Below are 15050 nucleotides of genomic sequence, written 5' to 3' on the forward strand. Positions count from 1 at the left end.
GAGTAAATCCATGCCTACACCCAAGAAGGGCCCGCGTCTGGCGTCCAGCCCCGCGCACGAGCGCCTTATGCTGGCTAACATGGCTACCAGCCTGTTCCAGAACGGCCGTATCGTCACCACGCTGCCGAAGGCCAAGCGCCTCCGCCCGCTGGCCGAGCGCCTGATCACCTTCGCCAAGCGCGGTGATCTGCACTCCCGTCGTCGCGTGATGCGCGTCATCCGCAACAAGTCCGTGGTGCACATTCTGTTCACCCAGATCGCCCAGCAGATGGAGCAGCGTGAGGGTGGCTACACCCGTATCGTCAAGATCGCCCCGCGCGTGGGCGATGCCGCTCCTGCCGCTATCATCGAGCTCGTCACCGAGCCGGTGTCCGCCAAGCAGGCTGTGGTGAAGGAAGCCGAAGCTACCACCAAGGTTGCCGAAGAAGCTCCCGCTCAGGCTGAAGAAGCTGTGACCGAGGAGACCGCTGCTACCGAGGCTCCGGCTGAGGAAGCTGCTGAGGCCACCGAAGCCGAGAAGGCCGAGTGAGCATAGCGTTTCGCTAAGCGATAATGAAGGGCTGGAATCCGATTGGGTTCCAGCCCTTTGTGTATTTCTGACGTATTGCTGTGGTTGGTATTTCTAGGTTGTTGCAGCCGTGGCAGTCTCAGCGTTTACTGCGGGAGCGTTTACTGTGGGACGCAGGTCGTGTCCTATAGCACTGGGACTTACAGCGTGCGTACGGCGCGAATCGCTTCTGCGCGTGAGGCAAGCTGATCATCCGGGGGATAGGCGATATGCTCCAGCGTCAATCCCTGCGGAGCAATAGGCCCCGACGACCCCTCACGCACAGGATTGGCCATTTTATCGGCGAACCAATCCAGCGTTTTGCGCCCCGAACCAACCTTGATGCACGAGCCGACCAAGGAACGCACCATATTGCGGGCAAAGGCGTCCGCCACAATCGTAAACACCGCCAACCCGGACTCCAGCGACGGCGTGCGCCAAGCCTCACCCATCGTCATATCGTCCCCAACCAATGGTGTGACGGGAATCCTGCGCCAATACGCGGTTTTGACCTCACGAATCGTCGTGCCTCCCGGATTGGGCGTGGCGAACGAACCAAAATCATGCAAACCGATTGTCATCGCCGCAGCTTGATTCATGAGCTCCAGATCCAAGTCTTCATCCAACTGCAATACGCAGCCGCGCAGTCGCGGATCAACCTCAGCGAATCTATCGGCCACGCGATAGATATAGGTACGCTCCAGCGCAGAGAAGCGCGCATCGAACCCATCAGGGGCGACGCTCACCCGGTGAATCGCGATATCCTTCGGCAGCACAGCCCTAAGCCGACGGGCCAGAGCATCAGGTGCCGATACCTGCATATGCCCCACGCAACGCTGCAACACCTCATCAGACACATCCACATGCGCAACCTGATGCGACGCATGCACTCCGGTATCGGTACGGCCGGCTACAGTCAGGCGCAACGGTTCGGATTCATCGGCATCATCCACGCGCAATACCTTGTGCAATGCCGCCTCGATGCTGCCCTGCACGGTGCGCCTGTCCGGCTGTTTGGCCCAGCCGAAAAAGTCGCCACCATCATATGCCAAGTCAATGCGCAGTCGTGTCATAGGCCATATTGTAGCGATACCGCGGCGTTGGTGACCTGCGCGTAACAAACCAGTGCATTTGCAGAAACGGCAGGGGGATAGGTTGTAGCCATCAAGCGGCAAGCACCGTCTGCGGTTCCTCGCGCGCGAAAACGTGCGGGTGATATGCAGTCTTGCGTTGCCGACAGAGGACTTGCGGCCTGTTACCCAGACGGCAGCCGGCCGTGAGTTGAGCACGCCTGCACGGGCTTGTACCTGCAGGCTGAGATCAAAGGAGAGACGCAATGATCGAATCCGCGGCACGCAGATTGGCGCATGAACTAGTAAACCGCCGCGAGGCGATCAACCGCGAGCTGTCGCGCAACGGCGTGCGTTTCGGCATCTACAAAAACGGTGAATACCATGATCGGCTATTTCCCTACGATCCAGTGCCGCGCATCATCGAATCCGATGAATACGACGAGCTGGAACGAGGCTTGAAACAGCGCGTCAACGCGCTGAACGCCTACCTGAAAGACATTTATTCCGACAAGGAAATCATTCACGACGGTGTGGTACCGGAAGAATATGTGTATACCTCCGCCGGCTACTTCCCGCAGGTCAATGGCGTGACGCCTCCCGGCGGCGTATTCGCCCACATCGCCGGCGAAGACCTGGTGCAGGGGGAGGACGGTAAATGGTGGGTGCTGGAGGATAATCTGCGCATCCCCTCCGGTGCCAGCTACCCGCTGTTCGTGCGCGATATCGAACGCCGCATCTCGCCGCGCCTGTTCCGCGACGTGCACATTCGCGACAACCGCGAATACCCGCGCCTGCTGCGCAAAGCCATGGATTTCGTCTCCACCGAAGGCATCGCCGTGGTGCTTACCCCAGGTCGCTACAATTCCGCATTCTTCGAACACGCGTATCTGGCCGAAAAAACCGGTGCGGCGCTCGCCTTCCCGGAGGATCTGGAAGTGGTGGACAACAAGGTCTACTTCCTTGACTATGCCGGCAAGCGCCACCGCGTGGGTGCCGTCTACCGCCGCTTGTCCGATGAATATCTTGATCCGTTTGCCTTCAACCCTGATTCCGTGATCGGCGTGCCGGGCATCCTGTCCGCCTATCGCGCGGGCAACGTGGCCATTATCAACGCACCCGGCAATGGTGCGGCCGACGACAAGGCCATCTATTATTTCGTGCCGCAGATGATCAAGTATTATCTGGGCGAAGAGCCGATTCTGCAGAATGCGCCCACCTATATGCCAATGTTCGAAGCCGACCGCAAGCAGGTGCTTGACCGACTGGGCGAACTGGTGATCAAGGACGTGGCCGAAGCAGGCGGCTACGGCGTGGTGTTCGGCTCGTCGCTTGACACGGCCGGGCGCGCGGATCTCGCCGAACGCATCAAGCAGGAGCCACGCCGCTTCATCGCGCAGGAGGTCATCCAGTTCCGCGACATCGACGTGGTCGACCCCGAAACCGGCCAAATGTCGCCACGCAAATGCGATCTGCGTGCCTTCGTGGTGACCGGCAAGAACACACACGTGTGGTATTCGGGCCTGACCCGTTACTCGTCGGTGCCTGGCCAGATGATCGTCAACTCTTCGCAGGGCGGCGGTTTCAAGGATACGTGGGTGTTGGCACCCGAAAGTGGTGTGGAGCATGAGCAGGGTGCCGAAATGCAGGTGGTAAATCTGCTCAGCCAGTCGCGCCGGCACTCGTTGTCGCTGGTCACCGCATCCAAAGCCGACAATCTCTATTGGTTGGGCCGTTACACGGAGCGTGCATTCACCACGTTGAACCAGTTCTTCCCCTTCTATGATCGCGTGATGGACACCGATGTGGATGCGTTCCGCCCGTTCGCTCAGGCGCTGGATCTGCCGGTGGATTTCGAGGACTTCGACGAGTTCGTGCAGAACTTCCTCTACGACGGCTCCAACCCGGACTCCGTGCGGTACGCGGTTACCGCCGCATTCAATAACGCGGTGATTCTGCGCCCGGAACTAAGCTCGCGCTTGCTGCAATACGTCGAGCTGGCGGTGACCAACATCACGTCGGCAGCCAAGAACGCCACCGACGCCGACGATATCTACAATCAGCGCGACATTGCCGACGACATGCTCGCCTTCTGGGGTGGCATCGAGAACTCTCCGGTCGATCCCACGCTGAAAGCGTTCATCTTCATTGGCAAATACCTGGAGCGCATTGACCTGTACACGCGTTTCGGTCTGTCGATGGAAGAAATGGACGCGCCGATGCGCAAGCTCGCCTCCTATTCCATGACGCTTGACGGTATGCCGTTGCCCAGCTGCTTCGTCGAAGGTTTGAGCTGGCTGATCGGCCAGCTGCCGGCACGTGGCTATGATGAACTCGCCAAGCAGCTCAACAAGTACTTGGAAGACTATTCCGGTCGTGTCAGCGCGCTGGCCATCAAAGACATGGGATCGTTAAGCGCCATGAGTATGGACGCCAAGCGCCCCTGAGCGGCATTGGATGCTATGGTGGGGACACACATTGCCCTGCGTAACCTTGCGTAACCATGCGTGTGACTGTGTGCCCCTGCCGCATGTGCTGGCTGCTGGTGCCGTCTGCATGCCATGGCTTACGCCGCTAGCCGCCAGTCGAATCCCTCAGGAGACGTCGTGAAAAAACTCGTGTTCGACTATGAGATGAAACTCACGTTCAGCTCACCGGTCACCGACCATCGATTCCAGCTTCGCTGCATCCCCGCCACTGGTCCGCGCCAACAGGTGGTTGATGTCGAGGTGAAGCTCGAACCAGACACCGAGCTTGAAACCACCGTGGACTCCTTCGATTCCGTGGTGATGACCGGGTTCATTCCCGAACCCCATGACGTATTCAGCTATTCGGTTACTGGCATCGCCTTCGTGGACAACGACCATATCAAGCAGGAGATCTACAAGCCGCTGTATCGGTTCAACTCCGCACTGACCATTCCAGGCCTGAGTGTGGAAGCGATGATTGATGTGTGCCGCGGGCGTTTGGCGGCATTACCGCAGGATGCGACCGTTGTGCAGCAGGCAGCCGAAGTGATGGACGAGGTGTACAAGGCGTTCGTATACACGCCCGGATCGACCACCATTCGCACCACCGCCGAACAGGCGTTGGCCCAGCGCAAGGGCGTATGCCAGGATTACGCGCATGTGATGCTCTCCGTCTGCCGTCATGTGGGGATTACCGCCCGATATATTGCCGGTCTGCTCGGCGGTGAAGGTGCCACCCATGCATGGGTGGAGGTCTATCAGAACGGTCGATGGATCGGGTTGGACCCCACGCACAACCGCATGGTTGACGACAATTACATCACCATCGCCCACGGCCGTGATTATCGCGATTGTATGCTCGACATCGGCATCTTCTCCGGATACAACGTGCAGCAGCATCAGTGGGTGAATGCCTCCGTGCATGAGCAGAATGCGTGAGGTGCGTTTGTTCGTCGGTTGGTTGGTGCTGATGTCAGCGTCGGTGTTGGTGCTGTTTGCCAGTAAATGGGCATCATGACGGCAATGCATGCAGTGCATTGCAGCCGGCTGCTGTATGGGGCATGATGTGGCATCATGTGTCAGAACACGCGGGATGTCATGCCATAACTTGCCACGTCGCCGGAATGTGGCATAATGTTCAAGTTGCCGTTTTGGTAGCAATGGATAAGTGTCCGAGCGGTCTAAGGAGCACGCCTCGAAAGCGTGTGAGGTTAACCCCTCCGCGAGTTCGAATCTCGCCTTATCCGCCCACAGGGTTTTGAGCCAATCGCTCAAAACCCTTTTTTCATGCCAAAAATGGTGGTATGTCTACGTTTTGTCACTTAACCCCCGATAAGCAAAAGGCCCGGCAGTTCACAATACCGGGCCTTCAGTGTGATTGTCGGCTTACGTCGGCTTATCACAAAGGTTACGAAATGAATCGTATCACGATGCACGGGAGCCTGACCGTGAACCCGGGTTCACTTCATGCGATCTGCGTTACTGGTAGTGGATTTTGCCTCGTGCAGACATCAATCTGCGTTACGGGTAGTGCCGTTTCGCGCATATGCTGAATATATTCGGCGAAATTCCAAGGCTCATACATGAGATACAGGCGAAACGGCACTACCCGTAACGCAGATCGATGTCCGCAAACATGTGAATCCACTACCAGTAACGCAGATAGTTGCAACCTCTATGTGACGAAATATAGATGAATCTTGCACTGCCTATGCTGCATGGTAGAGATTGACAGAATTGAACGAAGGAGTTCGCGCATGGATGTTGACAATGTTGAGGGGATAAAGACGGAGGCGTTGTTGGGCCAACAGCGGTATCGCTTGATTGCAGTGGTTCCGCATGTGGACGATGATGCCAGAGAATCAATGGTGGTATGCATGCCGGCATCACGGGCTGATGACATGGCAAAGCCTGCAGATTGTAGTCATAACGAGATTGGCGAATATAGATATGCCACGATGGAGGAATGGTTAGCAGGTGTGGGATGCTTGTATGCTGCAACGCGGTCGGTATCAGCGAGCGATGAGCCTGTAACTGCGGGGAGTTCTGCACGACGGAAACTTGCATTATTCCGCTCGCTGTTTCATGGGCGTGAAGATATGTTTGCCCGTAAATGGCGCAATACAAGAAAAGGAACGCAGGGGTTTTCTCCGTCATGTGCCAATAAATGGAAGCCAGGATTGTGCTTGCTGAAGATGGGGCGTGGTGGCAAATGCGGAGAGTGCAAGCATCGACGATTCGATGAATTGACTGATCAGGTGCTGCTTGCGCATTTTACACAGGTGCGCGAAGACTTGAATAATGTTATTGGCATCTATCCGATGGATGAACGTAACCAGACTTGGTTTCTGGCCATTGATTTCGACAAGGGACAGTGGCAGCGCGAGGTCTTGTGCGTGCGTGGCATTTGCAAGAATCTTGAGATTCCGTGCGCTGTGGAACGTTCCCAGTCGGGCAATGGCGCTCATGTATGGTTTTTCTTCGACAAGCTATGCGATGGAGCCGTGTCTCGACGCTTCGGAGAAACGATACTGACATTGGGGGCTGAATCTGGAGACATCAATGAGTTCACTGCTTATGACCGTTTGTTCCCCAATCAAGACATGATTCCTACGGGAGGATTTGGCAATCTCATTGCTTTGCCCTTGCAGAAAAAGGCGCGTGATAACGGCAACAGCGTATTCGTGGATGAGGCATTTAATCCATACGAAGATCAGTGGGCATTTCTTGCATCTATGAAACGGGTGAACGTCGAGAAGATACGCGAGGTCATTGCTCTGAAACCGTATGGTTCGCTCGGACAACTTGCGAAAGAGCAGAACACGGTGGCGGATATGTCCGATACCAATGAGCCAACTATACGACAATCCACTTCGGAAAGCGGCAATACGAACGTGAGTATGCCGCAAATGATAACGGTTGTGCGATCCAACATGTTAGAGATTGGCAAGCAAGATGTGCCGCCATCAGTGCGCAATGCTATCCGTCGGCTTGCCGCGTTCGCCAATCCCGATTTCTATCGGGCTCAAACCATGAGGCAACCTGTCTGGGGCAAACCACGAATCATTGATCTTGGGGATGAGACAAGCGATGCCATCATGATTCCACGCGGCTGTGAGGAATCGCTATTGCGGTTGCTATCAGAGAATGGAATCAACGCAGTTGTTGAGGATCGACGGTATCAGGGGAGTGCAATTAATGTCTCTTTCAAGGGGATTCTGTGGCCTCGTCAGGTTGAGGCAAAAGAAGTAATGCTACGGCATGACGATGGTGTGCTGGTAGCACCGACCGGTTTTGGCAAAACGGTAATTGCGGCTGCAATTATTGGCGAATTGAAGATCTCAACACTTATTGTGTTGAGATCGGCGGCCTTGCTGGAGCAATGGCGTACATCCCTATTGGCAATGCTTGATATTCGTGAGACGATTGTTCCCAGAATGACGAAAACTGGTCGATTGGCCAAGCGACAACCATCAGTTATAGGTCAAGTGGGGGATGGCAGAAACGAGCCGAACGGAATCATTGACATTGCGCTCGCCCAATCATTGTTTGAAAAAGACGGCGAAACTGGTGCTCGAACTGTTAAAGATATGGTTAACGATTATGGCTTGGTTATTTTTGATGAGTGTCACCACGTGGCTGCTTCTGGTCACGAGGCCATCGCAAGGGCTGTGCGCGCGAAATATGTATATGGTTTGACTGGAACGCCGAAGAGAGAAGACGGTATGCAGCTGGTGACGTTTATGCATTGTGGCCCGATCCGGCATACTGTGGATGTTGCTGAGCAGATGGCGTCACAGCAGTTCGAAAGGCGGCTGGTGCCACGTTTTACTGCGATAAATATGGATTTGGGATCGTCTGCCACGCTGAATGATTACCTATCGGCAGTGTGCTCAAGTGAATCTCGGAACAAGCTGATTGTCGATGATGTCGTAGCCGCGCTCGCCGGCGGACATGCGCCTTTAGTGTTGACTAAACGCGTTGACCATGCGAAGCACTTGGCCAAGATGTTGAAGCAACGAGGTTGCGATGATGTCAAATTACTCACCGGTCAGGTTTCAAATAAGGCTGACAGGCGTGCTGTGCTGGAGAGTATTCGATTCTTGCCGGCGGGCGAACCCTTGGCTATTGTGGCAACACTATCGTATGCGGGAGAAGGTTTTGATGTTCCACGGTTGGATACGTTGTTCTTGGCAGCGCCTGCTTCTTGGGAAGGGCCGGTATCTCAAGCAGTTGGGCGATTGCACCGTGATTTTGTTGGCAAGCATGAGGTGTTGGTTTATGATTATGTGGACGTGGGTGTGCCAATGTTGGAACGCATGTACCGCCGTCGATTAAAAGCATATGCCAAGTTGGGATATCGACTGGCTCGTAATACGGCGTCCGAACCGTTGCAAGGAACGACGAATGGGAGTGTAGGGGAGCCATGCATGTATTTCGCAGATGGTTATACATCAATGTTGTTGGATGATGTTGCCATGTGTCAGAGGTCGATTACCATTGCTGCGACCGTGGCTACCAATGTTGCGCTCAAATCCCTTGAGGGAAGATTTGCATCTGCCATTCAGCGTGGTGTCGTGATACATATTGATCTGCAGATACGTGAGAATGCTTCGCGGGCTGTGAAAAGTCGTGTGGAAGCCTTGCTTCGGCGGTTGGAACGTTTGGGCTGCATGGTGCGTGAAGTCGAATGGTGTGCCGATTGCGCGGTGTTTGATGATCGGCTGGTATGGTATGGCAGTTTGCCTCTATTGAGGTGTGGATCAAGGAACGTTGGTGACTGTTCGATTCGTTCTGTTGATCCGGCCCTTGCAAGAATGCTGCTTTCCAATCAGCGTTATGGCGTCAGGCCTCTGATTGGATGATGCGGAGCTAAGGCTTTTTGGGGCTTTGGTTTTTCAGGTAGAATGTCGTGCGTGATGGAACTGGCGAATTTCGAAGGTGCCCCTCTTTCGGGACGATTCTATGGCGGTGACGCGGGCCGTAAGGTTGGCGTCACTTGGAATGGGGCGGATTGGATACTCAAATATCCAGGTCCCACCCGCCATCTTGAAGGTTCGGTTCCTTCATATACGTCGGCTCCATTGTCGGAATATCTGGGATCGCATGTCTATGCGATGTTGGGCGTCCCCGTTCATGACACCATGTTGGGCATTCGAGATGGGAAATTGGTGTGTGCCTGCCATGACTTCACCGATACTGGTCGCCGATTGGTTGAATTCCATGATTTGAAAAACTCCCTATCTGATGATGAGCCGGGTTTTTCCGAGGCCCCCTCCAGCGGTCGTGGCGTTGTACTGGCTGACGTACGTGCTGCACTGCACCGTATTCCCATTCTTATGGAGATTAATGGCGTGGTTGAACGTTTCTGGAATATGTTTGTCATCGATGCGTTCATTCGCAACATTGATCGCAATAATACGAACTGGGGCATTCTTACCGGTGGCGGCCAGCCGGCTGAGCTTGCTCCCGTGTATGACAATGGCAGCTCGTTCTTTAATAAGCGTACAGATGGGGGTATCGACCGTAGGCTGTCCGATGCTGATTTGATTCGCCAGGATGCGTTCGATGTGCGTTCCTGCTATACAGATGATCGTGGCAAGCCAATTGCTCCATTGAAATACATTGCATCTGGTCAGGATGAGGACTGCAATAAGGCCTTTGCCAGATTTATGGAGCGATATGATGCCGATGCGTTCGATACGCTTCTGGATATGGTGCCGGATCAGGCCTATGGCGTTACCGTGATGACCGATGAATATCGTGAATATCATCGACGTGTGATGCGATACCGCTACGAGAGCATCTTTGTTCCGACTTGGAAGAGCCGGTAATTCGTTCTGCTATGAGGCCAGCATGACGCTGGATCAAGTATTTGGTAATTCAGGGTGATATGACCTGATTTTTGTTCCGCATTTCCTCTAACTTGATGGGAGATGATGGAACCATGGCAAAGGGCACACGGTATACGATGGAGTTCAAGGCGAAGGCCGTCAGGCTGCTGACGGAATCGCGTTCCTCGTATTCGTCGGAGACGAGCGCGATCGGCGCGGTGGCGAAGGGCCTGGGGATAGCACCGGAAACGCTGAGACGCTGGCGCAACGCGCAGGACGCGACGGCCGCGGAGGAGACGAAGCAGTCGGCCGAGGACGCGATGGCCGAGCTCAAACGGTTGCGCGCCGAGGTTGCGCGACTGCGCCGGGCGAACGAGATCCTGACGACGGCGTCGGCTTTTTTCGCGGCGCGGCTCGACCCGACACGTCCCTGATGGTCGCGTACGTCGACGAATATCGGGATCGTTTCGGGGTCGGGCCGATCTGCCGGACCCTGGCGGCGGCGTTGGATTGCGGGTTCGTCACGGAACGTGGCTACCGCATGTTCAGGTCCCGTCCCGTCAGCCGCATGCGGGCGCGCCACGAGGCGCTGGCCCGGGACGTCATGGAGATTCACTCGGATTTCCTCATGGCCGTGTACGGCTACCGCAAGATGCATGCCCAGCTGATCGCGCAGGGCTGGGTTCCCGGGGAGATCGGCCGCGACCAGGTGATGAACATCATGCGCGGGCTCGGTATACGAGGCGTCAGGCGCGGCAAGACGCCCGTCACCACCAAACCCGCGAAAGGCGCCGGCGGCAGACCCGACCTCGTGGAACGCAGGTTCGAGGCCGAGGCGCCGAACAGGCTGCACGTGGCCGACATCACCTACGTGCGCATGGCCGACGGCTCGTTCGGCTACACCGCGTTCGTCACCGACGTGTTCGCCCGCCGGATCGTCGGCTGGGCGTGCGCCGCCACCATGAACACCGAGGAACTGCCCCTGCAGGCGTTGGAGCAGGCGATCTCGTGGGCCGCGTCGCATGGCGGGACCGACGGGCTCGTGCACCATTCCGACCACGGAGTGCAGTACATCAGCCTCGTGTACACCACCAGGGTGATGGAATACGGGATGCTGCCGTCGACCGGCACGGTCGGCGACTCGTACGACAACGCCATGGCCGAGTCCGCCGACGGCGCGTACAAGACCGAGCTCGTCCGGCGGCGCAAGCCGTTCCGGGATCTCGCCGACCTGGAACTGGCGACGTTCCGCTGGGTGGCGTGGTGGAACTCGAAGCGACTGCACCAATCCCTGGGCTACAGGACACCGGAAGCGGTGGAAACCGAGTACTATCAACACCAAGCGACACAAGCCGCCTCACTATAAAGGCGGAACAAAAATCAGGCCACTTCAGGGTGACACCTACGGAGGCTGGTTTTGAGGCATATTAGGCCGTTCGTAGGTGTTTGTCCTTGTGTTGCATGACTGGGGACAATTTAGAATCGTTGATATTCCGCGGTTTTGGGGGGTGCTGCAATTTCGGAATTGAGTTTCCGCGCACCTACAAATGCCGAAATATGCCTCTAATCCCGCTTCCGTAGGTGTTATGCAACGCGTGACTTATCTTGCTAACGTTAATCCGGCATGTCTTTCCGGCGTTATGCTTGCGAAGAGCGTTGCATGACCAGTGTGGCTGCATGCTGTTGCAGCCATTCCCTGAGATAGGGTATGGTGAAATCGACATAGCCGTATGAGACCGGATAGATGATGCCTGCTTGAATGAGACGTTCGCGGTATCGGCCTGCATACTGCAAATCTCGTCCCATGCGTTTGGCTACATCGCCAGTGCGGGATGGGCCGTCGTCCTGTGCCATGGCAAGCAGATATGTGCGGTCCACGTCAGATAGGTCTTCTACGGCGGGTTCATGCACAGTGCCACCGAGACGGATACGCGCGGATTCGATGCCGGAGAGGGCCGCTGCAAGATCAATGTGGTTATCTTTGGCGCGACGCCAGATGTTGTATCCGACCAGCTGAATCATGAACGGGTAACCATAGGTGGCGGCGGTGGCCGCGTCAAGCGCATTCTGATCAATGGTGTAATCGTGAGCGTTCAGGATACTGGTGAAGGAACTTTTTACCAAGTCGAGCGGGATGTCCGTAAGATTGACGGGTGTGGCTCGCCGTAGAAACGTCGTGACTTCGTCATGTAGAAGGAATGAACTCATCCCTGGCAGGCCTGCAAAGGCGATGGCGATATTCCGATCTTCACGAATGAGATGCTGCACCGCTGTAGCTAATGCGCGTAACGCTTGTGGATCGGCACCTTGTGTTTCGTCCAAGGTGATGAGCAGACCTCGTTCGGGATGGTGCTTGGCAATACGTTCCAAGCATTCGGTGAGCGTGCGTCGAATGGTTAATGGCAGAGTGGATCTGTCGAATTCAATGCTGCCTAACTCGATACTGCCGATGCCGTCAACGCCGAGGCTGGGAAGGTCGATTGATTTGACGGTTTTATGCTGACTTGCTTCTTCGAGAGCAAAGATGATTTGGTTGATGAATCCTGGAGTGGCAGTCTCGTCAAGCACCTGCCAGTTGTGAATGCGTGCGCGGTTGCCCAAGGCGTTGAGTAGCACGGTTTTGCCTGCACCTCGGCTACCGGTGATGCGCAGCAGACGGCTGGGCGAACCAGGGCCGGAGATCAGTGATTCTTCGAATTCGTCAAGGATCTCTTCACGGCCGAGCAGTTCCGGTGGATTTGCTCCTGCCGAAGGGCGGAACGGGTTGACAGTTGCGAGCATTGTGCAGATCTCCTTTCTGGTTCAGCTTGTTTTCAACATCCTGAGTGTCGCGGTAAACATGCTTCGACGTTGTTGAAGTTAAGTTTCGTTTGAGTTATATCTTTTCTATCCTTTCATATCCTTGTTTATGTTTTCATATCTTTGTTTATGTTTTTCTATCTTTTCATATCTTTGGATGCTGCCCGGTATGACACCTACGGAGGCTGGTTTTGAGGTCTATTAGGCCGTTCGTAGGTGTTTGTCCTTGTGCTGCATGACTGGGGACAATTTGGAATCGTTGATATTCTGCGGTTTTGGGGGTGCTGCAATGTCGGGATCGAGTTTCCGTGCACCTACAAATGCCGATATATGCTTCTAATCTCGCCTCCGTAGGTGTCAGCGAAGTAGTTGCTTGAGCGAATGCGGTCAGTTGGGCGTGACTTTTCAGGGTGTGTTGTTAGCTGTAAAAGAATCTGCCGCAAATCGGTCAGTGTTCGCCAATACGGACAGCAGCATTCTAGTGGCCATCTCTCGGCAGGGGAGAAATCTTGCTTCGTCCTGGTTGTTGTTCAATTCATCTCTTTTGATGAAACGAAGTGGGGGCGTAGCGAAAAATCGCAACGCCCCCTTGGGGACCACAGCCTTTATGCCAAGCCGAGTCAACCCTCGTACATGCAAAGAATACCGCTTCGCACGGAAGATTAGTCTTGGATGATATCTGATGTTGATATTCTGACAGGCAGCCATCGCGACATATCTTTCCCGAGAAGACTGACCTGAGTCAGGATTGAATAGCGGATGACGGGCCATAGCTCGACGACGAGTTTGTAAGCATCTGCATTTGCTATTGTTGGCTTGACGAAAAATACTGATTCCGCATCAATTACGGGATCAGCTTGTGGATCAAGGCTGTCTGCGGCGGAATATCGAATGAATGCCACAGATGTTTTAAGTAACAAGGCTTGTGATGCTTGAATGTCTTCCGACTTCACCGGAGCATTGGCGAAGTTCATACGCATAGCGTATCGGATGCTGTCATCATCTGATACCAGTTTTTTGATCGAGGCGGACGCTCCAATTTGCTGGTATTGCTTGACGAGATTCTGTTCAGACATTTTGCACCACTCTTCCTAGCGTAGAGAACTGTGAATCCGGCAGACTGATTGGCGAAGATGCGATATCGGCGACATGTTCGTTGTTGGCGAATATGGTCGTCTCACTATTGGCCACTTCATGCGCAGTGGGTTGGATTCGTACCCCTAGAGCCATTGCATACTCGTTGAGTTGTGATTTCGTGGGGTCGTAATCATACTGTTCGAAATCAAGAACCTCTTGCTCGGTGATGTCGAGGAAATCAGCTAGATGCTTCGGATCGGTGAGATCTTTCCTACGTTGCACAAGATAGTGTTTTAGTTTCAGCCAATCCGATTCCAAGGTCGCGGCCAGTCTTATGTATTGCTCCGGAGTATGCAAATCCTCAAGTCTTTGGGAAGCCATTGTTTGTCCTTCACTATCTACAGGAGATCGCTAATCGAATCGCCGAAACAATATTCGCACCTTTTGCGTTTGGTTGTATGTCCCCATTGAAAGGGTTGGGCATGTCGATACCGTTCTTGCGCTTGAGCGGCATCCTGATTCTGCCATTGCCTTATCTCCTCTGAAGTGCCGTTGGTGCTTTTCCGTACGAAGCTCAGCCCCACAAATTCGGGCTTTTCACTTATATCCTCGGCATAGTACAGACGATACGGATTTCCTCTTATCTTCCATCTCAATTCCCATATGTCCGGCTGTGACACGATTTTATGTATTGGATCGCTGCTCTGCCCCGGAATGGGGTCTGTTGCGTCAAGATCTCCTTGTTCTGCATGGTGAATCAATCCGAGGACTGCTCCCAGCATGGCGTATCTTGCTCCGTTTGCTCGGAAATCACTGGTAGCCACACGTTTGATGTCGTCCTTCACGTAGCAGTTTGGGCGTGTGGAGGCAGAGACAGGGGCACTGGTGCAGCAGTGGAATAGACGTGGGCATTCGGCTAGCTGGAAACACAACGATTTTTCATCCATGTTTCACCCCCCGTTATTCCTCGATGAACATTGACTTTTAATGATAGGCGATTATTCAGGCTGCATCTTTCTGTGTGTCGTCTGCTTGTGCGGTTTCCGGCATTTCCTGCGGAGCCTTGTCGGGGGCTGCACGATTGGTGAGCACCGACGCCCAGTCTCGTAAAACGTTACGATTTATGCCTCTTGAATTTTCAGAGCAAGTGCAACGGGTGTGAATGATATGGGCCCATGGGTTCCCGATAGCATGGTGTTTGCTTACGACAACCAGACATCGGGAGGGCCCATGGGCCGGTACACCCATCTTACCT

General features: G+C 54.7%; 10 protein-coding genes, 1 tRNA gene and 1 pseudogene. 7 read left to right on the forward strand and 5 right to left on the reverse strand.

Going from position 1 to position 15050, the window contains the following annotated elements; translation table 11 throughout:
* The first annotated feature begins 10 nt into the window (after nucleotides 1-10).
* The gene (rplQ, locus tag G1C95_RS09400; RefSeq protein WP_169172682.1) at nucleotides 11-529 is read left to right on the forward strand and encodes a 50S ribosomal protein L17; all 519 of its coding nucleotides are present in this window, start codon (nucleotides 11-13) and stop codon (nucleotides 527-529) included.
* Nucleotides 530-708: 179 nt separating this feature from the next.
* On the opposite strand, the gene G1C95_RS09405 is transcribed toward rplQ, so the two are convergent.
* Entirely contained in the window at nucleotides 709-1620 is a 912-nt protein-coding gene (locus tag G1C95_RS09405; RefSeq protein ID WP_169172683.1) for a tRNA pseudouridine synthase A, read from the reverse strand.
* 263 nt (nucleotides 1621-1883) lie between these two features.
* Between G1C95_RS09405 and G1C95_RS09410 the strand changes: the two genes are divergently transcribed.
* The 6 genes and pseudogenes from G1C95_RS09410 (at nucleotide 1884) to G1C95_RS09435 (ending at nucleotide 11350) form a co-directional block, all read left to right on the forward strand.
* Nucleotides 1884-4064, forward strand: coding sequence for a circularly permuted type 2 ATP-grasp protein (locus tag G1C95_RS09410; RefSeq protein WP_169172684.1), 2181 nt, complete (start codon nucleotides 1884-1886; stop codon nucleotides 4062-4064).
* Nucleotides 4065-4223: 159 nt separating this feature from the next.
* Nucleotides 4224-5024: a transglutaminase family protein gene (locus G1C95_RS09415; RefSeq protein ID WP_169172685.1), complete on the forward strand. Its 801-nt coding sequence runs from the start codon at nucleotides 4224-4226 to the stop codon at nucleotides 5022-5024.
* Nucleotides 5025-5247: 223 nt separating this feature from the next.
* Nucleotides 5248-5332, forward strand: a tRNA-Ser gene (locus tag G1C95_RS09420).
* 510 nt (nucleotides 5333-5842) lie between these two features.
* Complete coding sequence (locus G1C95_RS09425) at nucleotides 5843-8950, forward strand: TOTE conflict system archaeo-eukaryotic primase domain-containing protein (RefSeq protein WP_169172686.1); 3108 nt, start codon at nucleotides 5843-5845, stop codon at nucleotides 8948-8950.
* 54 nt (nucleotides 8951-9004) lie between these two features.
* Entirely contained in the window at nucleotides 9005-9919 is a 915-nt protein-coding gene (locus tag G1C95_RS09430) for a HipA domain-containing protein (protein ID WP_169172687.1), read from the forward strand.
* 113 nt (nucleotides 9920-10032) lie between these two features.
* Nucleotides 10033-11350: pseudogene (locus G1C95_RS09435) on the forward strand (IS3 family transposase).
* A 207-nt stretch (nucleotides 11351-11557) separates the two neighbouring features.
* Here the strand turns inward: G1C95_RS09435 and G1C95_RS09440 are convergent.
* The 4 genes from G1C95_RS09440 to G1C95_RS09455 form a co-directional block, all read right to left on the reverse strand.
* Nucleotides 11558-12700, reverse strand: coding sequence for an ATP-binding protein (locus G1C95_RS09440; protein WP_169172688.1), 1143 nt, complete (start codon nucleotides 12698-12700; stop codon nucleotides 11558-11560).
* A 680-nt stretch (nucleotides 12701-13380) separates the two neighbouring features.
* Nucleotides 13381-13794 carry a hypothetical protein gene (locus G1C95_RS09445; protein WP_169172689.1) on the reverse strand — a complete coding sequence of 138 codons (414 nt, stop codon included), beginning with the start codon at nucleotides 13792-13794 and terminating at the stop codon, nucleotides 13381-13383.
* The gene (locus G1C95_RS09450; RefSeq protein ID WP_169172690.1) at nucleotides 13787-14176 is read right to left on the reverse strand and encodes a hypothetical protein; all 390 of its coding nucleotides are present in this window, start codon (nucleotides 14174-14176) and stop codon (nucleotides 13787-13789) included. Before G1C95_RS09450 ends, G1C95_RS09445 begins: the two co-directional genes overlap by 8 nt.
* A 17-nt stretch (nucleotides 14177-14193) precedes the next feature.
* A complete protein-coding gene (locus G1C95_RS09455; protein ID WP_169172691.1) occupies nucleotides 14194-14640 on the reverse strand; it encodes a type II toxin-antitoxin system RelE/ParE family toxin in 447 nt (148 codons plus the stop codon).
* Nucleotides 14641-15050 lie beyond the last annotated feature (410 nt).

Source organism: Bifidobacterium oedipodis, assembly GCF_012932425.1.
Classification (GTDB): domain Bacteria; phylum Actinomycetota; class Actinomycetes; order Actinomycetales; family Bifidobacteriaceae; genus Bifidobacterium; species Bifidobacterium oedipodis.